Source organism: Curtobacterium sp. MCBD17_026 (genome assembly GCF_003234895.2).
GTDB lineage: Bacteria > Actinomycetota > Actinomycetes > Actinomycetales > Microbacteriaceae > Curtobacterium > Curtobacterium flaccumfaciens.
In genome coordinates this window covers 996,191-1,016,282 of record NZ_CP126281.1, presented here as the reverse complement: position 1 = coordinate 1,016,282, position 20,092 = coordinate 996,191, and the positions used below count along the sequence as shown (strand labels likewise).

Sequence of the window (20,092 nt, the reverse complement as noted above, 5' to 3'; positions counted from 1 at the left end):
GCCGGAACGCGCACAAGGGGTGTTGCATCGGCGCACTTCGACGTACCGTTGCCTCGCCTTCCACCAGAGGCCTCGTCGTCCACACGGAGATCAGGATCAGGGACATGCCCACAACACGAATCCGCCGGCTCGCGCTCCCCCTCGTCGGAGCGGTCGCACTCGCAGTCGGCCTCGTCGCACCCACCGGCGCGACGGCCTCGGCAGCCACCGTCGCCCCGCACGGCACACCGTTGGTCGAGTACACCGCCGACATCACCGAGGGCGGGGCCGGGACCGGGTACTCGTCGTACATCAACGTGCACGACGCGTACAACAACGCGTTCTCCGTGGGGATCCAGTCCGACAAGGGGTCCACCGTGAGCAAGGGGGCGCCGCGGTTCATCTGGGAGCGCGTGCAGAACGGCAAGTTCACGTACGGCTACCTCGGCCCGGCGACCCACAACGTGACCCCGGTCGGACTCCGCTTCTACCCGAACAACGTCGGGACCTTCTTCGCGAACGGCCACACGATCGCGGCGGTCGGCCTGAACCTGAAGGGGCGCCTGTTCTTCAACGTCGAGGGGAACGGCCGCCTGAACGGCGACGTCGTCCACTCGTCGATGCGCAACGTGAAGATCACGGTGCGCAACAAGCCCGGCGTGAGCGGCCTGCAGGGCAAGTGGAACACGAACTTCTCGTTCCACGGTCTGAAGGCACGCCAGGTCAACTCGCCGGCGGTCCAGGGAGCGACGTTCTGGGTGGACGGCCGTGTGAGTGGCCTGCCGAAGGGCGGCAACTGGGACACGACCGAAGTGGCGGGCATCGGCATGATCACCCAGCGCTGGTGACCGTCGGACACTGATCCGCGGGACGGGCATCACGCGGCCGGACGTTCGTGCTCCTCGGGTACGTCCAAGTCACGCAGGCCGTCGACCGGCCCGGCGTCGTCGAGATCGTGGTCGTGTTCGTCGTCCCGATCGACGTGGTCGGGCTCGACGTGATCGACCGGCTCCTCGCCGTCTGCCCGGGCCTGGTCGTGCCCAGGAGCGGACCCGGGTTCGTCCGGGGTCGGGCCGCGTACCTCCCCGGTCCGGGGGTCGACGTCCGCGGTGGCACCCGGCGTCACCGCCGAGTCCGAGGTGTGTCGAGGCACCTTGACCCAGTTGCTGATCCCCCACGCCAGGTCGTGCCCGATGCCGTCGGCGTCGATCTCGACCGAGGTCCCACCCCGACCGTCGCGTTCCCACGTGCGGATGCGGACCCGGCCGGCGACGACGATCCGGTCACCCTTCTTCAGGGACTTGAACACGTTCGACGCGAGCGACCGGAACGCGGTGACGGTGTACCAGTTGGTCGCGCCGTTGACCCAGGCGGCGGTGGCCCGGTCCCAACGGCGTGAGGGCGACGCGAGTCGGAGACTCGTGATGGCGATGCCGGTCTCGGTGACGAGGTGCCGGGGCTCGGTGGCGACGATTCCGCAGACGGTGATGATGTCGTTCATGCGTCGATCGTCACGGAGCCCGGGGCCGCGTCAGCGGCCCCGGGCTCGATCTGTGGCGTGTGGATCCGATCAGGCAACCTGTGGAGGACGAGTCCCCCGGGCCTCCTGGACAGACCCGCTCAGTGTGCTCGGAACTCGGGCCGGGCAGCCAACGGTCCGAGCGCGGCGTGGACCGCACCCTTCGCGGACTCGAGGGACGGGTAGGGCCCGCCCGCCCGTCGGCGTCCGTAGAGCTCGACCTCGAAGCCGTCCGCCGCACGGTGGATGCTGCCCACCGCTCCGGCCGGACCGATGGCGACCCAGGTTCCCGTGTTGTCCGTCATGTTCGAACCACCTCCTTGTGGCCCTGCCGCCCCGGGGTCAGGACGCCAGGATGTACTGACTGTAGGCCTTCCGGACCTTGTTCACCTTGGGCAGCGCGACTGCGAGGCAGTAGCCCTGGCCGGGGTTCTTCGCGAAGAAGTCCTGGTGGTACTCCTCGGCGCGGTAGAACGTCGAGAGCGGCTCGATGGTGGTGACGATGCCGCCGTCCCAGATGTCGGATGCTCGCTCGACGGCCCGTTCGAACACCTCGCGCTGCGCGTCGTCGGCCGGGAACATCGCCGAGCGGTACTGCGTGCCGACGTCGGCGCCCTGACGGTTCAGCTGGCGGGGGTCGTGCAGCGTGAAGAAGACGTCCAGGATCACGTCGGCCGGGATCACCGACTCGTCGAACGTCACGGCGACCGCCTCGGCGTGCCCCGTCGTGCCGGTGCACACCAGTTCGTAGGAGGGCTCTTCGACCTGTCCGCCGACGTAGCCGGACACCACGTCCTGCACACCCTGGAGCGTGCGGTACACGGCGTCGAGACACCAGAAACATCCACCTGCGAGCACGAACGTGGTCATGGCCACTCCCTCTCTCCGGGCCGCCGGTGCAGCAGCCTCGTTCCTCCACAACAGTGTGCGCGGAGACCCTGTTCCCCAGATCTGCTGGCACCCCTCGGCGTGTCGGTGGTCCCCCGTAGCGTCGGCACCACACCGACCAGGAGGCCAGCGATGCAGACCATCACCGAACCCGCACTGCGGATCCGCACCGTCCCGCTGGCCCGCGCCCGGGGCGACTACCGCATCCTCGACGTCCGCGACGACCTGAGCCGGGTCACCCGGGCCAACGGCGAGATCGTCGGGTACGTCGACCGCATCGACGTCGCCGGTGACACCGCGTACCGTGCCCGCCGGTACGTCGCGACCGAGCGCCGGTTCGTCGAGCTGCCGAGCGTGTGGTCCGCCGACGACGCCGTGGACACCCTGCGCTGGTCATGATGTTCCAGATTGGAATCATCTGCGATGGGATGCACGGAACGCCGTCCGGCGTCCCCGACGCCTGACCGTTCCGTGGGTATGGTGCGCGCATGGACTGGTGGAACGACCTGACCGACTGGACTTCGTCCGACACGGGTTGGCGGGTGCTCTCGGGCGCTGTGATCCCCTTCGTCGCCATCGTCGTGGCGGGCGTCATCGCGGCGCTCATCGGGCGCAGCGCGACCAAGCGGGTCGTGGCGCTGCAGGAGCGCGAATCGAAGAACGCGGCCGTGGCCGCGATCCTGACGGCTGCGCGCAAGGCAGCTGCGTGGGGATCGCTCGGGCACGACGAGCGGGCCTACGCCGACCACCTCGCCGAGGACGCCGACATCCGGCTGCGCCTGCTCCCCGTGCAGGGTGCGCCACTGGCCGCCAACTGGGCACAGCACGAGATCGCCGACATCAAGAAGAACTCGTCGACGTTCAGCTTCCAGGCCGACCAGTCCCTCGCCGAGTTCCGTGACCGCCTGCTCGACTGGCAGTCGCGACCGAACCGTGCGCGCAAGCTCTTCAAGGCCGACCTCGAGCGCTGGAAGTTCGAGTCGCCGGACCCCGACGCCGACCTGATCAAGCGGCAGCAGGACTGGAACGCCGACCAGGCCGAGGCCCCACGCACGCAGGCGCAGGCAAAGGCCCCGGCCGCTCCCGCCGAGCGTCCCACCCCGACGACGACCTCGCTGCGTCCGGCGCAGCGCCCCACGTCCGCGCCGTCGACCCCTCCGGCGCCGGCCGCTGCTGCGCCCGGCGCTGCTGCACCCGGTGCGGCGTCAGCCGGTGCTGCGTCAGTCGGTGCTGCCGGCGGGACGACCCCGTCGTTCTCGGTGAACCGCGGTGCGGGCACGAACCCGAACCGCGGCAACGCCGACCCGAACGCCACACGCTCGTTCGGTGACAACACCACCCGCGTCTACGGCGACGACGAGGCTGCACCACCGGTCCGTCCGGCGCTCGGTACCCCGACCTCGCCCTTCCGCTCCGCCCAGGGCCGCGGCACGGACGACACCGAGGTCGTGGACGACGACAGCGCCACCCGAGCCTTCGGCGACTCCGACCGCGCACCGCGGAACGGCCGTCCGACCTCGTCCGACCGCCCCGTCGCGACGCCCACCGCAGCCGACGCACACGTCAATCGAGCACCCGCGAACGACGTCCCGCCCGCCTCGGCACCCCGGGTCGACACCCCCGGCGCGACGAACACCACGTCCGTCCCGACCCGCCTGAACCAGGCCCCCGCAGAGCCGGCCGACGCGAACGAGACGTCAGAGGCGCCGTACACGCAGCCGATCAGCGCCGCCGAACTCCGGCGCCGCGCCGCGGACGACGACGAGTAGTAGCCAGCACGACGAGTAACAGCCACCACGACCAGAACAGGGCCGCCATCCGGAGAGGATGGCGGCCCTGTTCGTCTTCGGCGCCCCCGGCAGGAATCGAACCCGCGGCACGGTGGGTAGAAACCACCTGCTCTATCCACTGAGCTACGGAGGCGAGCAGCGTCGATTGTAGCGGCGAGCGGCCCTCAGACGCTCGATGCACACCCCGCCGCGTCGCCGTGACCGGGCTCGGCGGTCGCCCAACGGTCGGCCGCCGTCTGCTCCCCGTTCCCCTCCGCGACACCCACACTTCGTAGCGTCCGGAGCATGCGCACCACCGGTTCCGTCCTCGCCGTCGTGCCCGCACGTGCCGGGTCGAAGGGGATCCCCGGCAAGAACCTCCGCACGGTCGCGGGTCGTTCGCTGGTCCGTCGAGCGGTCGAATCGGCACGACGTGCCACGCGCATCGACGAGGTGGTCGTCACGACCGACGGCGACGCCATCGCCGCCGAGGCGGTCGCCGCCGGTGCCGCCGTGGTCCGCCGTCCGGCCGAGCTCGCGGGGGACGAGGCGTCATCGGAATCTGCCCTGCTGCACGTCCTCGACGCGATCAGCACCCCGCTGCCCGAAGTCCTCGTCTTCCTGCAGGCGACCTCGCCGTTCATCGACCCGGCGGACCTCGACGCCGCCGTCGCGCGCGTGATCGACGGGCACGCCGACGCGGTGTTCGCCGCCGCCCCGTCGCACGCGTTCCTGTGGGGGACCGCCCCGGACGGCACGGCGGTCGCGGTGAACCACGACGCTGCGACCAGGCCCCGTCGGCAGGACCGCGAGCCCGAATACCGCGAGACCGGCGCCTTCTACGTGATGCGGACGGCGGGGTTCCTCGAGAACCGGCACCGGTTCCACGGCCGCGTCGAGCTGGCCGTCGTCGACGGTGCCGGCGCGATCGACGTCGACGACGAGGCCGACCTGGCCCTCGCCGAAGCGCTGGCCGGCGCGCTGACCGACGTCACGGCAGACGAACGCGTCGGCGCCGCGGCCCCAGCACCCACCACGACCCGAGACCCATCCCCGACGCGGGCCACCCCCGCACCGAACGGAGCACCATGACCGTCACCATCGGTACGTCCACGATCGGCGCGGGCCACCCCGCGTACCTCATCGGCGAGATCGGCCTCAACCACAACGGCGACGTCGACATCGCGAAGCAGCTCGTCGACGTCGCTGCCGACGCGGGCCTGCAGGCCGTGAAGTTCCAGAAGCGCACCCCCGCGATCTCCACGCCGGAGCACATGAAGAACACCCCGCGCAGCACCCCGTGGGGCGACATGACCTACCTGGAGTACCGCTACCGCGTCGAGTTCGACCGCGACCAGTACATCGAGATCGGCGACCACGCGACCCTCCGCGGTCTCGACTGGTTCGCGTCGCCGTGGGACGAGCCGTCGGTCGACTTCCTCGAGGACCTCAACGTCGTCGCCTACAAGATCGCCTCGGCGTCGGTCACCGACCTCGGCTTGCTCGCCGCCGTCGCCGCGACCGGCAAGCCCGTCATCCTGTCGACGGGCATGTCCACGCTCGAGCAGATCGACGCCGCCGTCGAGGCCCTCGGCACCGACCGACTCGTCCTCATGCACGCGACGTCGACCTACCCGCTGCCGGCCGAAGAGGCGAACCTCCGCATGATCGACACCCTCGCCCACCGGTACGCGGGCGTCCCTGTCGGGTACTCCGGCCACGAGCCCGGCCTGCAGATCTCCATCGCCGCCGTCGCCCTCGGTGCCACGGCCGTCGAACGGCACATCACGCTCGACCGCACGATGTGGGGCTCCGACCACGCCGCATCGCTCGAGCCGCACGGCCTGAAGACGCTCGCCCGCGACCTCCGCATCATCGAGACCGCCCTCGGCGACGGCGTGAAGCGCATCTTCCCCGGCGAGCAGGCACCGCTCGCCAAGCTGCGTCGCGTCGGCGCGTGAGCGCATGCAGTCCCCATCCGACCGCCGGCGAGCAGGCACCGCTCGCCAAGCTGCGTCGCGTCGGCGCGTGAGCGCATGCAGTCCCCATCCGACCGCCGGCGAGCAGGCACCGCTCGCCAAGCTGCGTCGCGTCGGCGCGTGAGCGGCCCGGTCGACGGGACCAGCGCCCTGAGCGGGCCGGGTGACGGCGGCGGGCCGACAGACGGACTGGAGGCGCGCCTCCCGTCCGACGCGTCACCACGCGTCCGACGCGTGGTCGGTCTGGTCGACACCGACTCGTTCGCGAAGTGGGGCGCACACCTGCTGGCGAGCGCCCCGGCGGACTGGGACCTGGAGCTGCGCACCGTGGCGACCCCGCGGTCGGCGAGTCCGAAGCAGCTGCAGTCGGCGTTCCGCGGGCTCGACCGGCGACTCGCCCACCTGCACCGCGAACCGCCCGCGCCGAAGGACGTCGACGCCGTCGTCGAGGAGCTCCGACAGGACCCGCCGGACGCCGTCCTGGTGTCGTTGATCGGACCGGTGGCCGAACTCGTGATCGACGAGGTGTACCGGCGGATCCCGGACCGGCCGGTGCTGGTGTCGGGGCTGCCGGGGATCTCGTTCCCGTCGAAGTGGAAGGGCGTCTTCTTCCGTGCCCGGGCCGACCTGTTCGTGCTGCACAGCCACCGTGAGGTCCGCGCGTACGAGGAGACGGCGCGCGACGGCGGCGTCGAGCCGCACTTCGCGCTCGCCACGTTGCCGTTCGCCCGGGGTGCCGGCGCCACCGGTGGTGCCGGCGCGACCGACGCTGTCGACGGTGTCGGCCCGACCGTCCGCGACTCCGTCGTCTTCGCGGCGCAGCCGAGTGTGCCGTTCGAGCGGGCTGATCGGGCGATCATCGTGCGGTGGCTCGTCGAGACGGCACGGGCGCACCCGGAGTGGCGCGTCGTCATCAAGACGCGCGCGGCGGCCGGCGAGCACCAGACGCACCGCGAGGAGCACCCCTACCCGGACCTGGTACCGGCGGACGCGCCGACCAACCTCGTGGTGGAGAGCGGGCCGATGGCCGAGCACCTCGACCGCGCGGTGGCACTCGTGACGATCAGCTCGACCGCGGTGCTCGAGGCGGCGGCGCGGGGCGTCCCGGCTCTCACGCTGACCGACTTCGGCATCGGGCGGCACCTGATCAACGAGGTGTTCGTGGGGAGCGGCCTCGAGGGCGACGCCGTCGACCTGGTCGACGGACGGTTCGGTGTCGTCCGGCCGGAGTGGATGCGGGACAACTACTTCCACCCGGCCTCGGAGGACGACTGGCAGCACCGGCTGGTGGAGCTCATGGCCCGACGGGATGCCGGGGCCCTGGTGGACCGGGCGCCGGCTCGGCGGAGTCGCGGTGGGCTGCTGCGCCGCGCGTGGGAGCGGAAGAACGCCCTCGGCGGGGCAGACCGCAGCCCGCTCGGGCTGGTGGCGCTGGGCATCGGGGCGCCGATCCGGGGCGCGAAGCGTCTGGCGCGACGTGTGCGGGCGGTTGTCGATCCGCCGGCGCCCGTCGTGGTCTCAGCGCCGACGTCGCAGCGCGCGGGGGCGCGCGCCGCTGTGCCTGCGCCGGGGGCCGTCGCTGGGACGGCTGCGGCGGCGGCTGCGGCGACCGCTCGTTCAGAGCGCCCTGGCCACCGCGAGCAGGAGTTGGTCGCGGGTCGGGACGCCGGGTGAACGGAAGACCTCGGTGCCGTCGTCCTGCCGCACGATGATCGTGGGCGTGGACCGGATACCGAGGTCCTCCGCGTCGTCGGGGTGTGCCGCCACGTCGCGTTCGGTCACGGTGAGCCCGGGAACGAGCGCCGAGGCCTCGGCCGACACCCGGCGGGCGGCGGCGCACGGCGCACAGAAGGCGGACGTCCAGAGGTCGAGCTGCATGTGGTCCTGCAACGCGGCGGGTGGGGGTTCTACTCCCGGTCGAACTCGCCGCTGCGGTCGCCGCGGTCCTGCAGGTCGTCCACCGGGTCGGACTCCTCCGGCTCGTAGGTGAACTCGACCGAGATCTGGTCGAGGACCTGGCGGGACTTGGTGGCGCGGTAGGTGAAGGCCGTCTGCAGGCCCTCGACGTCGGCGAACACCGTGACCTCGTCGTCCAGCGCGTCGCTCGTGGCGGTGCGGGTGTCGGTCGTGCCGTCGAAGGGGCCGCCGTGGAAGATCGCGGTGTACTCGTCGCCTTCGTGGATGGTGATGTCGCTCATGCCTCCCTTCTACCAGGCGGCGGCTGGTGCAGTCTGTTCGGGGTCGTCGTCGCTCGACTGCACCGCCGTTGCATTTTGCATAGCATAGCTATATAGTTCAACTATGGAAACACCGCGTGAGCAGACGATCGAGACCCTCCTCGTCTCCGTCAACCGCCTGATCCGCAGCGCCGTCCAGTCGACGGGCAACACCACGTCCGCCGCGGTCTGGCGCACCCTCGGCATCCTCGAGACCGACGAGCCACTGCGACTCGGCGAACTGGCCACCGCCTCCCGTGTGGCGCAGCCCACGATGACCCGACTCGTCGCCGGCATGCTCGCCGACGGCCTCGTCAGCCGCAGCGTCGACCCGGACGACTCCCGCGGGCAACTCATCGAACTCACCGAGGCCGGACGCGAACGGCTCGCTTCCTGGCGCTCCACCCTCACCAGCACGGTCGGCCCGTTGTTCGCCGACCTGACCGACGACGACTGGGACGTCCTGCACCACGCGGCGAACCTGATCGCCCAGCGCACCCGGACAACCCCCAACGGAACGGAGATCCCCGCGTGAACGCCCACGCACCCGCCGGCCAGTCCGGCTCCATCCTCAAGCAGTCGTCCGCGGTCTGGGCGATCGCCTTCGCCTGCGTCGTCGCGTTCATGGGCATCGGCCTCGTCGACCCGATCCTCCCGGCGATCGCGGCGTCCCTGAAGGCGACGCCGGCGCAGACCGAGTTGCTCTTCACGAGCTACCTCGCCGTCACCGGTGTCGCGATGTTCTTCACCAGCTGGGTCTCCAGCCGCATCGGCGCGAAGCGCACCCTGCTCATCGGACTCGCCCTGATCGTGGTGTTCTCGGTGCTCGCGGCGACGTCGAACAGCGTGTGGAGCATCATCGACTTCCGTGCCGGCTGGGGCCTCGGCAACGCGCTCTTCATCTCCACCGCGCTCGCGACCATCGTCGGGGCGGCGTCGGGCGGCACCGCCTCGGCGATCATCCTGTACGAGGCAGCGCTCGGGCTCGGCATCGCCGTCGGCCCCCTCGTCGGAGGTCTGCTCGGCTCGGTGAGCTGGCGCGGCCCGTTCTTCGGCGTCACAACCCTGATGGCCGTCGCGTTCATCGCCATCGTCGCCCTGCTGAAGACCGGCAGCCTCGAGAAGCCCACGCCGACGAAGCTCTCCGCCCCCTTCCGCGCCCTGACCCGTCCGGCACTCGCAGCCCTCGCCGCGACCGCGCTGTTCTACAACATCGGCTTCTTCGTCCTGCTGGCGTACACGCCGTTCCCGCTCGGCTTCGGCGCGCTCGGGATCGGGTTCACGTTCTTCGGCTGGGGTGTCGGTCTCGCGATCACGTCGGTGTGGGTCGCCCCGATGCTCACCGCTCGGATGCGCCGGACGACCGTGCTGAAGGTCGCGCTGCCCCTGCTCGCGCTCGACCTGTTCGCCGCGGCCCTCGTCGTGCGCTCCCAGGTCGGCCTGATCATCTGCGTCGTCATCGGTGGTCTGGTGCTCGGTGTCCTGAACACCGTGCTCACCGAGTGCGTCATGGAGGCCACCGACCTCCCCCGCTCGGTCGCCTCGAGCGCCTACTCCGCCGTCCGGTTCGTCGGCGGCGCCATCGCCCCGCCCGTCGCGACCCTGCTCGCCGACGCGTACTCGCCCTCGGCGGCGTACGTCTTCGCGGGCGCGTCCGTCGCGGTCGCCTTCGTCGTGATCCTCTGCACCACGAGGGTCCTGCGCCGCGTCGACGACGGTGCCGAGCCGGAGCGCGTCGAGGCCGAGGCGATCACCGCCGGCGACATGGCCTAGCCACCGGGCACCGGCGAACCCCACTCGCACCCCGCTTCCCCACTTCCCCACGAACGGGCGAAATGCCGGAGTGTCCCCCTCGGGCACGCCGGCCTTTCGCCCGTTCGTGCGTCCGCCCGCTTCCCCCGCGCGGGTTCTCTCCCCCTCGCCCCTCCCCCTCGCCCCTCCCCCTCGCCCCTCCTCCTTCCCCTCGCGAGCGGGCGAAATGCCCGGCTTCGTCCGCAGGGCGACTCGGGTATTTTGCCCGCTCGCGCGGTCGGCTCACGGTCGGCAGGAGCGGTGCGGCAGGCGGGGTGGAAGCGACGACCTGGAGGCGCGGGGCGGCCTGCCGGGTCGCGGCGAGCCTCCAGGCGGTCGCCTGCGGTGCTCGCGGCTCACGTGGCCGACGAGCGGGCGGAACATCCGGGTGTGTCCGCAGGGCGACCGCAACATTTCGCCCGCTCGGCTGGACGCCGGCGTGCGAAGGCGCAACCGGGGCGCCGCCGTCGGCGAGCGGGCGGAACACCACGGTCCGTCCGCCGGGTGACACTGCATTTCGCCCGCTCGCGGTGACGAAGCGGAGCCGGGTGGGATCGGTGCGGCAGACGGGGTGGAAGCGACAGCCTGGAGGCGCGGGGCGGCCTGCCGGGGTCGCGATGAGCCTCCAGGCGGTCGCCTGCACCGCATGCGGCTCACGTCCTGGACGAGCGGGCAGAACATCCGGGTGCGTCCGCAGGGCGACCGCGGCATTTCGCCCGCTCGCGGATCGGACGCGCGGATCGGCCTCGCGGAACTCACGGAACGGGCGGAACGCGCGGAACTCGCGGAACGGGCGACCGAGCACGACCGAGCACGGGCGAGCACGCGCGGGCGCGGTCAGCGCGGGCGCAACGGCACGTACGGGAGGCACGCAGCGCGGGAATAGGATCGAGGACATGGCAACCGCGAATGACCGCCTCGTCTGGATCGACTGCGAGATGACCGGCCTCGACCTCGAGGTCGACGAACTCGTCGAGGTGGCCGTGGTCATCACCGACTTCGACCTCGAGCCCGTGCACCCCGGATTCGACATCGTCATCAAGCCGGACCAGTCGGCGCTCGACAACATGAACGAGTTCGTGACGAACATGCACGTCACCTCGGGGCTCATCGAGGAGATCCCGAACGGCGTGAGCCTGGCGGACGCCGAGTACCAGGTGCTCGAGTACATCCTCCAGCACGTCCCCGCCGAGGGCTCCGCCCCACTGGCCGGCAACACCATCGGCACCGACCGCGCGTTCCTGTCGAAGTACATGCCGCGGGTCGACGGGCACCTGCACTACCGCAGCGTCGACGTGTCGAGCATCAAGGAGCTCTGCCGCCGCTGGTTCCCCCGCGTGTACTTCAACGCGCCGGAGAAGCACGGTGGGCACCGGGCCCTCGCGGACATCCTCGAGTCGATCCGGGAGCTCGAGTACTACCGCCGCGCCGGCTTCGTCGCCGAGCCCGGCCCGAGCACGGACGACGTACGCGCCGTGCAGGCCGACGTCGTGGCGAAGTGGGAGTCACGGCTGGCGCAGCCCGCGGCCGAGTAGCGACACGGGTGGTCCGCGCCCCGTCCCGCATGTACTACTATTGAGTGGTCGCGCCGGTCAGCCGGTTCGAACATGGTGGATATAGCTCAGTTGGTAGAGCGCCTGGTTGTGGTCTAGGAGGTCGCGGGTTCGAGACCCGTTATTCACCCCGGTCGAGGGAGAGTCCTGTTGCGTGTGGCGCAACCGGGGCTCTCCCTCCGTGTTTGTCTGGGCACCTCCGGCGCCGTGCGGCTTCGCCGCGAGTGGTCAGCCGCGAGTGGTCAGCGCGGTGTGGGACGATCCCTGCGTGATGGAGATGTCCGCCGAAGCGTTCGAGCAACTCGTGACCGACGAACTCGACCTGCTACCCGACGAGATGGTCGACGGGCTCGACAACGTGGTGTTCGTCGTCGAGGACGAACCCGAGAACGGCGAAGAGCTGTTCGGCGTGTACGACGGCATCGCGGCCACCGAGCGCGGGCAGTACGGCTTCGGCGAGCTGCCCGACCGCATCGTGGTGTTCCGGAAGCAGCACCTCGCCGAGTGCGACACCGTCGAGGAGCTCAAGGACGAGGTGCACACCACCCTCGTGCACGAGATCGGCCACTTCTACGGCATCGACGACGAGCGGCTGCACGAGCTCGGCTGGGCGTAGCGAACCGAGTCTCGGCCAGCCGGACAGCACGCGGGCATCGGCGCCCACGAACTGTCCGCAGGGCCGAGACTCGGCACCACCCCCGAGCCGCCGCGCCCCTCAGAACCGGGTCGGCCCCACCTCGTGGTACTTCTCCCACGCTCCCACCGGCCCCCGCCCGTGCAGCGCGTACTCCCCCACCATCCGCTCCTTGTAGACCGCCGGGTTGTGCGACGCCACCACCCGGGCGTTCCGCCAGTGCCGGTCCAGCGCACGCGTCCGCTCGGCCGCGGACGCCCCGCCGACCTCGAACAGCTCGGACGCCGACCGCATCACCCGCGACCCGATCTCGATCTGCGCCTGGTACACGGCGTTCTCGGCAGCGTCGAGCACCACGCGGTCGACGCCGACCCCGGGCTCGTTCGTGGCGACGACCCCGTCGAGCAGTCCCGCGGCGGTGACGACGAGTGACCGGGCGGTGAACGCCCCGGCCGACAGTCGCCCGAGCACCGCCAGCACCTGCGGGTCCTCCCCCGGCACGGCCGCGTTGGCGTGGATGTAGGTGCGGGTCCGTGGTCGCACGAAGGCCACGGCGTCGTCGGACACCGCCTGCCCGATCCCGGCGAGGACCGCCAGCAGGTACAGCTGGTAGAAGGCCTGGATGTGCGACAGCGGGGCGTCCCGGTACGCCGACACCACCGAAGGGTCGACCGACACCCCGTCGAACACGGTGGTGCCGGACGCGGTCAACCGCTGCCCGAACCCGTCCCAGTCGTCGATGCTCCTGACGCCCGGTGCGGAGGCGTCGACGGCGAACGTCACGCGCTCCCCGTCGCGGTCCGCCGCCAGGTAGATCCAGTCCGCGTAGAGCGTGCCGGTCGAGTAGAACTTCCGCCCGTCGAGGCGGAGGGAATCACCAGCAGGCGTCACCGTCGTCGAGATGTCAGCCAGGGTCGTCCCGGTCCGCTCCGAGGTCGCGTTCCCGACGATCGCGCCGCCGACGATCCGGTCGAGCCACTCGTCGCGTGACGCGGAGTGCGGCCGCAGCAGCACCAGTTCGGTGTACCCGAAGTGTCCGCGCCACAGGTGCGCGATGTTCGAGTCCGCCGCCGCCAGGTCCGCCACCAGGTGCGCGAGTTCGACCAGCGTCACCCCGAAGCCGCCGCGGTCCTCCGGCACGCGCAGCCGCCCGAACCCCGCGTCGGCGAGCGCCCGGACCTCGGCGTGCGGCAGCGGCCGGTCGCCGGGCCTCCCGGACGCGAGCTCACGCTCGACCGCGCCGTCGCGGATGGTGGCGAACACGGGCGCGAAGCGTTCGCGCAGGGTCGCCAGACGGTCGGCCGGGAGGCCCGTCACGGCTCCGTCGGTCGTCGTCGCCGGCGTCACGCGGGCACCTCCACCGCACGGGTCGCGTCGTCCGGGACGGTCGCCGGCGCGGTGGCGCCAGAGCCCCCCGAGAACGCCCCGCGCCACCGCCTGGCCGGGTGCGATCCCGGCAGCTGTGCGTGGCCGAAGAGCTTCTCGCGCAGGGTCCCCTCGCGGTACTCGGACTGCATCAGCCCGCGCTCCTGCAGGGTCGGCGCGATGTGGTCGACGAACTCCTCGTAGGAGCCGGGCAGCGTCCAGTTGATGACGTTGACGCCGTCGACGCCCACGCGCTGCCAGCCGGCGAGCTCGTCGGCGATCTGCTCCGGCGTCCCGACGACCCGGGCGCGGAGCTTCGCTGACAGGCGAGCCAGGTCGGCGATCGTCGGTTCGCGGTCCCCGGCGGCCTCGCGGAGCCACTGCAGGTGCGACTGCCCGGCGTGGGTGCGGACCTCGGAGAGCGGGGTGTCCGGGTCGAGGGGCTCGCCGGTGTCCGGGTCGAAGCCGAGGTTCGAGTGCACCAGGAACCCGTCGGCGGCCAGGTACTCGTCGATCTCCGCTTCCTTGGCCTTCGCCTCGGCCTCGGTGGAGCCGGTGACGAAGGTGAGGCCGAGGAAGAACGCGATGTCGTCCCGCTGCCGGCCGGCGGCCTCGGCCAGGTCACGGGTCTCGCGGATGAGCTGCTCGGTGGCGTCCCGGTTCGAGGTCAGGATGAACTGCGCCTCGGCGTTCCGGGCCGCGAAGGCCCGGCCGGCGGGGGACGACCCCGCCTGGAACAGCACCGGGGTCCGCTGCGGCGACGGTGCCGACAGGTGCGGGCCCTGCACGTCGTAGCGGGTGCCGTGGTGGTCGATGCGGTGCACCTTGTCGGGGTCGGCGTAGCCGCGGACGGGGTCCTTCAGCACGGCGCCGTCCTCCCACGAGCCCTCCCAGAGCTTCGCGCAGACCTCGAGGTACTCCTCGGCCCAGACGTAGCGCTCGTCGTGCTCCTCGAGCCGGTCGGCCCCGAAGTTCCGGGCGGCGCTGTCGAGGGCGCTCGTGACGACGTTCCAGCCGATGCGGCCCCGGGTGATGTGGTCGAGCGTGGAGACCTTGCGGGCGAAGTCGAACGGGTGCGCCTGGATGACGCTCGAGGTGAACGCGAGCCCGAGGTGCTCGGTCGACACGGCGAGCGCGGACAGCAGCACGGAGGGGTCGTTCGAGGGGATCTGCAGCCCCTCGCGCAGGTTGGTCGAGTAGTCGCCGCGACCGGGGCCGTAGGTACCGACGACGTCGGCGAAGAACATCGCGTCGAACTTGCCGCGCTCGAGGGTCCTCGCCAGGTCGGTCCACAGCGTCACGTCGTCGAAGTCCACCTGCCGGGCGTCGGGGTGCCGCCACAGGCCGTGCTGGATGTGCGAGGTCGTGTTCATGACGAAGGCCGCGAAGCGCAGCGGGCGGTTCGGTGCATCGCTCATGCGTCCCATCGTGGTCGGCGGGCACCATCCGACGACAGCGACGTGACCTCCCGTTACGCGCGGTGTTCCCCGCGGCCCTGGACGCGACCATGCTCCTGAGGCATGCCGAGCCAGACCACCGTCACCGCGCCTCCAGGCCGTCCCGCCGCACCGTCGACCACCGCGACCCGTCGTCGGGTCGCCCTCGCGTCGTTCGTCGGGACGACCGTCGAGTACTACGACTTCTACCTCTACGCGACGGCCTCGGCGCTGGTGTTCGCACCGACGTTCTTCCCGTCCGTGACGCCGGCCGTCGGGGTCATCGCGTCGTTCGCGACCTACGGCGTCGGGTTCGTGGCGCGGCCGCTCGGCGGCGTGATCGCCGGCCACCTGGGCGACCGGATCGGGCGGAAGAAGCTGCTCGTCGCCTCGCTGGTGCTGATGGGCATCGCGTCCACGCTGATCGGGGTGATCCCGTCCGCCGCGACCATCGGGGTCGGTGCCGTCGTGGCGCTCGTGTTCCTGCGGTTGCTGCAGGGCGTCGCGGCCGGTGCCGAGTGGGGTGGCTCGGCGCTGCTGTCCGTCGAGCACGCGCCGGAGCGGCACCGGGGGCTGTTCGGGGCGTTCACGCAGATGGGGTCGGCCGGTGGGATGCTCCTGGCGACCGGGGTCTTCACGCTCGTGCGGTCGCTGCTCGGCACCGAGGCGTTCCTGGCCTGGGGCTGGCGGCTGCCGTTCCTGTTCTCGGCGGTGATCGTGGCGGTCGGGCTCGTCATCCGACTCGGCGTGCAGGACGCCCCGGTGTTCCAGGAGCTGCGCGCCTCGGGTGGGGTCGAACGGTTCCCGGTGTGGCAGGCGATCCGGCAGCACCCGCGGTCGATCCTGGTGACGGCGGGCCTGCGCCTCGTGCAGCCGGCGCTGTACTCGATCCTGACGACGTACTCGCTGACCTACCTCGGCAACGTGCGCGGACCGGAGGGCTCGGACGCCGGGCTGCAGGCCGTGCTCGTGATCTCGGCGGTGTCGCTCGTGTCGACGCCGTTCTGGGGGTGGCTGTCGGACCGGGTCGGGCGGCGGGTGCTGACGATCTGGTCGGCGGTGGGCATCGCGGTGCTCATCTGGCCGTTCTTCGCGTTCCTCGACGCCGGGCCGCTCGTGCTGCTGCCGCTCGTGGCGCTGATCGGGATGTGCGTGTTCCACGACAGCATCTACGGGCCGCAGGCGGCGTGGTTCGCCGAGCAGTTCCCGACCGGGCGGCGGTACTCGGGGATGTCGCTCGGGTACCAGATCGGGTCGATCTTCTCGGTGGGGCTGACACCGCTGCTGGCCGCGGTGTTCGTGCAGCTCGGGGGCGGGTCGCCGTGGATCCTGTGCGGGTACCTCGGGGTGTACGCGGTGCTGACGATCGTGGCGGCGGTGTTCGCGGTGGATCCGCGGGCGGTGGCGCGGCGGGAGGCGCGTGCGGGCGCGGGCGCGGGGGCGGGCGCGGGCGTGGGCGCGGGCGCGGGGGCTGACGTTTCGCGCTGAGCGACAGTTCTCGCCTTCCGGAGGCCGTGAGGTGTCGCTGAGCGCGAATCCTCGGGGCGCGGCGAGCCGCGCGCGGGCCCACGCGCGCTACGTCCGCAGGACCACGTCGGCCAGGGCGGCCGAGTCCTCGGCGGCGATGAAGGCCTGCTCCTGCGCGGCCCAGCGGTCCCACTCGCGCGCGAAGACCTCGCCGTCGCGTCCGATCGCCCGGTCCCACCGCACGGCATCGTCGGCCTCGAGCCACACCCGCAGCGACGCCAGCGGCGCCGACGCGCGGGACAACGCACCGCACCCCTCGACCACGATCGGCAGGTCGGGGTCCACCGACGCCCAGTCGACGGGCGCATCGGCCACCCAGTCCCAGCGTCGGTACCCGCTCGGCGCTCCGAGGACGTCGGTCACCACGGCATCGGCAGCCGCACGCAGGCCGTCCCACCCCGGGTACAGGTCGTCCAGGTGCACGAGCTGCGCGCCGAGCTGCTCCGCGACCTGTGCTCCGAGGGTGGTCTTGCCCGTGCCGGACCGGCCGTCGATGAGCACGACGGCGCGCCGGCCCGTGGCAGCGGCGACACCGGCGGCAGCAGCGGCGAGGCCGGGGGCGAGGTCACCGGCGGTCGTGCCCGTCGCGCGCTCGCCGCCCGTCGTGCCGTCTGCAGGCGTCGGGTCAGGCACGCCACGTCCCGACGCTCACCGCAACGGCGATCGACACCACGCCGATGCCGATCAGCACCGCCACCATCGCCCACTCCGGCCCGGCGAACCGTGCGACCCGCGCCCAGGTCCGCCGTCCGGGAGCACCGAACCCCCGTGACTCCATCGCCACCGCCAACGTCGTCGCCCGGCGCAGCGCGAGCACGAGCAGCGCGAACGCCATGGTCGCTCCGCGGCGGAGCCGTCCGGAGTCGGCGAGTCCTCGGGCGCGCCGGGCCATCGCCAGCTGTCGCCAGTCGTCGACGAGCAAGGTCATCATGCGGACGGCGGCGAGCGCCCCGAGCACGAACCGCGCGGGCAGCCGGAGCACCTGCGCGAGCCCGTCGGCCAGGTCGGTCGGGTCGACCCGTACGAAGAGCGCGATGGCGGGCACTCCCACCGCGAGGACCCGGAGCGCCGTCGCCAGGGCGAGTGTCAGCGACCCGTCGGTGACGTGCGCGAACCCGAGGTCGAACCACTCCCGACCCGAGGGCCTGCCGTACAGCGCGATGCTCACCGCCGTCAGCGGCACCGCGACGAGCACCGGTGCGAGTCGGAGCAGCAGTGTCCGGACCGGCAGGCGCAGGAGCGGCAGGAGCGCGAGTTCGAGCGCCAGGGCGACGGCGGCGGAGACGACGTCGAGACTGAGCACCAGGCAGACGCCGAGGGCGAGCACACCGATCAGCGACGCGACCGGCTGGACGCCGGGGATGCCGGTCGCTCGCGCGGGCAGCGGTCGCAGCGCCGGGTTCGGCCGGTCGGTTCCGTCCGCCACGTCCGCCGCGTCCGCCGCGTCCGCCGCGTCCGCCGCGTCCGTCCCATCGTCCGTGTCGGTCCGGTCTGGAGGCCCGGGGCGGCTCCCGGCTGTCGGTCCCGTCTCCGGGACGGTCGCGACCGACGGCCCCTGGTCGCGCCCGACGGTCCGGGCGCCGTCAGGCCCGAGCACGACCTCGTCGGCGTCGAGTGCCCGGACGAGATCGCGGTCGTGGGTGACCGCCACCACCGAGGTGCCGGCGTCAGCCAGGGCTCCGAGCCGCCCGACGACGGCCTGCCACGTGGCTCGGTCCTGCCCGGAGGTCGGTTCGTCGAGCACGACCACCGGCGGCCGGGCGGCGATGACCGAGGCGATCGCGAGTCGTCGTTGTTCGCCCCCGGACAGGGTGAAGGGGTTGGCGTCGGCCAGGTGTGCGAGCCCGAACTCGTCGAGCAGCGCGGTGGCTCGTTCGGCGGCGTCAGGCGCGTCGAGTGCTCGGGGGCCGGCCTCGACCTCCTCACGGACGGAGCGGGCGACGAACTGGTGCTCGGGGTCCTGGAACACCGTGCCGATCCGGGCGGCGAGTTCGCGGCTCGTCCAGGTGTGCGGCGCCGCACCGATGCCGCCGGCGAGGGTGTCGGTGACGCCGAGCTCGCCGGCGGCCGGTGCCAGCAGGCCCGCGAGGGTCAGCCCGAGCGTCGACTTGCCGACGCCGTTCGGTCCGGTGACCGCGAGGACCTGTCCGGCCCGGAGCACGAGGTCGATACCGTTCCCGACCGATTGCTTCGCCCGTGCCGTGCCGAGTCCCCGGGCTTCGAGCAGCACCGCCGCCGCCGCCTCGCCGCGCTCCGCGGCGCCGGGCTCCCCCTCGCGGAGCTCCCCCTCGCGGAGCTCCCCCTCGCCGAGCGGGCGGAATGCCGCGGTCGCCCCACCCGACAACCCGGGCATTTCGCCCGCTCGTCCGCGCGACGTCATCTCACGCGCTCCGTCGCCGAGCTCCCCCTCGCCGAGCGGGCGGAATGCCGCGGTCGCCCCACCCGACAACCCGGGCATTTCGCCCGCTCGTCCGCGCGACGTCATCTCACGCGCTCCGTCGCCGGGCTCCCCATCGCCGAGCGGGCGGAATGCCGCGGTCGCCCCGCCCGACAACCCGGGCATTTCGCCCGCTCGTCCGCGCGCAGGCCGTCGCCGGGCGGAACCACGCGCCGGCTCGGCACCGGGAACCCAGACCCCGGCCGCGGTGAGCGCCTCGCCGTGGTCCGCCAGCACCTGCGCCGGCGGACCGTCCGCGACCACGCCGCCGGCCGGTTCGAGCAGCACGAGCCGATCGACCAGGTCCAGCCAGGTGCCGATCCGGTGCTCCACCACGAGCAGCGTCGCCCCGGTCTCGTCGAGCAGTGCCCGGACGGCGTCGTGCACCTGCGCCACGCCGTCCGGGTCGAGGTTCGCGCAGGGTTCGTCGAGCACGAGCGCACCCGGCCGCATCGCGAGCACGCCCGCGAGCGCCAACCGCTGCCGCTGCCCACCGGACAGCTGCGCGGTGGAGCGGTCGAGCGGCAGGTCGAGGCCGACGACATCGAGCGCCGTCCGCACCCGGTCCCAAATCTCGTCACGGGGGACGCCGGCGTTCTCGCAGCCGAAGGCCACGTCGTCGCCGACGCGGGACATCACGGTGTGTGCCTCGGGGTCCTGCATGACGAGACCGACACGCCCGCGGACCGCGCGGGGGTCGGCCTCGTCGACCAGGAGTGTTCCCCGCACCGAAGCAGCCGTGTCATCGGTGGCGTCGGGTTCGTCCGGCAGCACGCCGGCGACCGCTCGCAGGAGCGTCGACTTGCCGGCACCGGACGACCCGACGACGGCGACCCGCTCCCCTGGCTCGACGGTCAGGTCGACGTCACTGACGGCCCAGGCGTCTCGCTCCGGGTACCGCCAGCCCCAGCCGCGGAACACGATGCGCGCCCCGCGGACGCCGGCACCTGCGCCGGCGTCGCCGCCGGCGGAAGGGGACGTCGCCGACGGAGCGGGCAC

General features: G+C 72.2%; 20 protein-coding genes and 2 tRNA genes. 12 read left to right on the top strand and 10 right to left on the bottom strand.

The genetic code is table 11. The annotated features are described in order from the left end of the window. Positions 1-104: 104 nt before the first annotated feature. Entirely contained in the window at positions 105-827 is a 723-nt protein-coding gene (locus DEI85_RS04820) for a hypothetical protein (protein ID WP_110859174.1), read from the top strand. A 29-nt stretch (positions 828-856) separates the two neighbouring features. Here DEI85_RS04820 and DEI85_RS04815 read toward each other — a convergent pair whose 3' ends face one another. The 3 genes from DEI85_RS04815 to msrA form a co-directional block, all read right to left on the bottom strand. After that, a complete protein-coding gene (locus DEI85_RS04815) occupies positions 857-1,480 on the bottom strand; it encodes a single-stranded DNA-binding protein (RefSeq protein ID WP_110859173.1) in 624 nt (207 codons plus the stop codon). Between the two features lie 119 nt (positions 1,481-1,599). Next, complete coding sequence (locus tag DEI85_RS04810) at positions 1,600-1,803, bottom strand: hypothetical protein (RefSeq protein ID WP_017886045.1); 204 nt, start codon at positions 1,801-1,803, stop codon at positions 1,600-1,602. A gap of 37 nt (positions 1,804-1,840) precedes the next feature. Then, entirely contained in the window at positions 1,841-2,368 is a 528-nt protein-coding gene (gene msrA, locus DEI85_RS04805; protein WP_110859362.1) for a peptide-methionine (S)-S-oxide reductase MsrA, read from the bottom strand. A gap of 150 nt (positions 2,369-2,518) precedes the next feature. Here msrA and DEI85_RS04800 point away from each other — a divergent pair, with 150 nt between their 5' ends. Then, positions 2,519-2,785, top strand: a complete 267-nt coding sequence (locus tag DEI85_RS04800) for a hypothetical protein (protein ID WP_017886047.1) — start codon at positions 2,519-2,521, stop codon at positions 2,783-2,785. Between the two features lie 89 nt (positions 2,786-2,874). Then, entirely contained in the window at positions 2,875-4,155 is a 1,281-nt protein-coding gene (locus DEI85_RS04795) for a hypothetical protein (RefSeq protein WP_181435484.1), read from the top strand. Positions 4,156-4,236: 81 nt separating this feature from the next. Here DEI85_RS04795 and DEI85_RS04790 read toward each other — a convergent pair. Further along, positions 4,237-4,309: transfer RNA gene (locus tag DEI85_RS04790), tRNA-Arg, on the bottom strand. A 152-nt stretch (positions 4,310-4,461) separates the two neighbouring features. Here DEI85_RS04790 and DEI85_RS04785 point away from each other — a divergent pair. From DEI85_RS04785 to DEI85_RS04775, 3 genes are all read left to right on the top strand, one after another. Then, a complete protein-coding gene (locus DEI85_RS04785; RefSeq protein WP_111123072.1) occupies positions 4,462-5,247 on the top strand; it encodes an acylneuraminate cytidylyltransferase family protein in 786 nt (261 codons plus the stop codon). After that, positions 5,244-6,116, top strand: coding sequence for an N-acetylneuraminate synthase family protein (locus tag DEI85_RS04780; protein WP_111123071.1), 873 nt, complete (start codon positions 5,244-5,246; stop codon positions 6,114-6,116). The genes DEI85_RS04785 and DEI85_RS04780 overlap by 4 nt, the downstream gene beginning before the upstream one ends. Positions 6,117-6,254: 138 nt before the next feature. Further along, positions 6,255-7,808, top strand: a complete 1,554-nt coding sequence (locus tag DEI85_RS04775) for a DUF6716 putative glycosyltransferase (protein WP_146248972.1) — start codon at positions 6,255-6,257, stop codon at positions 7,806-7,808. Here the strand turns inward: DEI85_RS04775 and DEI85_RS04770 are convergent. Together DEI85_RS04770 and DEI85_RS04765 are read right to left on the bottom strand one after the other, a co-directional pair. Beyond that, positions 7,752-8,012: a thioredoxin family protein gene (locus tag DEI85_RS04770; RefSeq protein ID WP_110859168.1), complete on the bottom strand. Its 261-nt coding sequence runs from the start codon at positions 8,010-8,012 to the stop codon at positions 7,752-7,754. The genes DEI85_RS04775 and DEI85_RS04770 overlap by 57 nt on opposite strands. A gap of 29 nt (positions 8,013-8,041) precedes the next feature. Then, positions 8,042-8,332 carry a hypothetical protein gene (locus tag DEI85_RS04765; protein ID WP_027464647.1) on the bottom strand — a complete coding sequence of 97 codons (291 nt, stop codon included), beginning with the start codon at positions 8,330-8,332 and terminating at the stop codon, positions 8,042-8,044. A 103-nt stretch (positions 8,333-8,435) separates the two neighbouring features. Between DEI85_RS04765 and DEI85_RS04760 the strand changes: the two genes are divergently transcribed. The 5 genes from DEI85_RS04760 to DEI85_RS04740 all read left to right on the top strand — a co-directional run bounded on the left by DEI85_RS04760 (position 8,436) and on the right by DEI85_RS04740 (position 12,310). Next, the gene (locus tag DEI85_RS04760; protein WP_027464646.1) at positions 8,436-8,885 is read left to right on the top strand and encodes a MarR family winged helix-turn-helix transcriptional regulator; all 450 of its coding nucleotides are present in this window, start codon (positions 8,436-8,438) and stop codon (positions 8,883-8,885) included. Further along, positions 8,882-10,123, top strand: a complete 1,242-nt coding sequence (locus DEI85_RS04755; protein WP_111123069.1) for an MFS transporter — start codon at positions 8,882-8,884, stop codon at positions 10,121-10,123. The genes DEI85_RS04760 and DEI85_RS04755 overlap by 4 nt, the downstream gene beginning before the upstream one ends. Before the next feature lie 914 nt (positions 10,124-11,037). Then, entirely contained in the window at positions 11,038-11,676 is a 639-nt protein-coding gene (orn, locus tag DEI85_RS04750; RefSeq protein WP_111091505.1) for an oligoribonuclease, read from the top strand. 75 nt (positions 11,677-11,751) lie between these two features. Beyond that, a tRNA-His gene (locus DEI85_RS04745) sits at positions 11,752-11,824 on the top strand. A gap of 141 nt (positions 11,825-11,965) precedes the next feature. Beyond that, the gene (locus tag DEI85_RS04740) at positions 11,966-12,310 is read left to right on the top strand and encodes a metallopeptidase family protein (RefSeq protein WP_017886056.1); all 345 of its coding nucleotides are present in this window, start codon (positions 11,966-11,968) and stop codon (positions 12,308-12,310) included. Positions 12,311-12,409: 99 nt separating this feature from the next. Here DEI85_RS04740 and DEI85_RS04735 read toward each other — a convergent pair whose 3' ends face one another. Both DEI85_RS04735 and DEI85_RS04730 read right to left on the bottom strand, forming a co-directional pair. Further along, a complete protein-coding gene (locus DEI85_RS04735; RefSeq protein WP_258369808.1) occupies positions 12,410-13,645 on the bottom strand; it encodes an acyl-CoA dehydrogenase family protein in 1,236 nt (411 codons plus the stop codon). A gap of 26 nt (positions 13,646-13,671) precedes the next feature. Then, positions 13,672-15,111: an LLM class flavin-dependent oxidoreductase gene (locus DEI85_RS04730; protein WP_111124442.1), complete on the bottom strand. Its 1,440-nt coding sequence runs from the start codon at positions 15,109-15,111 to the stop codon at positions 13,672-13,674. Positions 15,112-15,213: 102 nt separating this feature from the next. Between DEI85_RS04730 and DEI85_RS04725 the strand changes: the two genes are divergently transcribed. Next, positions 15,214-16,617, top strand: coding sequence for an MFS transporter (locus DEI85_RS04725; RefSeq protein WP_284183482.1), 1,404 nt, complete (start codon positions 15,214-15,216; stop codon positions 16,615-16,617). A gap of 87 nt (positions 16,618-16,704) precedes the next feature. On the opposite strand, the gene DEI85_RS04720 is transcribed toward DEI85_RS04725, so the two are convergent. After that, entirely contained in the window at positions 16,705-17,289 is a 585-nt protein-coding gene (locus DEI85_RS04720; RefSeq protein WP_111124422.1) for a nucleoside/nucleotide kinase family protein, read from the bottom strand. Beyond that, entirely contained in the window at positions 17,282-20,092 is a 2,811-nt protein-coding gene (locus DEI85_RS04715; RefSeq protein WP_258376418.1) for an ATP-binding cassette domain-containing protein, read from the bottom strand. The genes DEI85_RS04720 and DEI85_RS04715 overlap by 8 nt, the downstream gene beginning before the upstream one ends.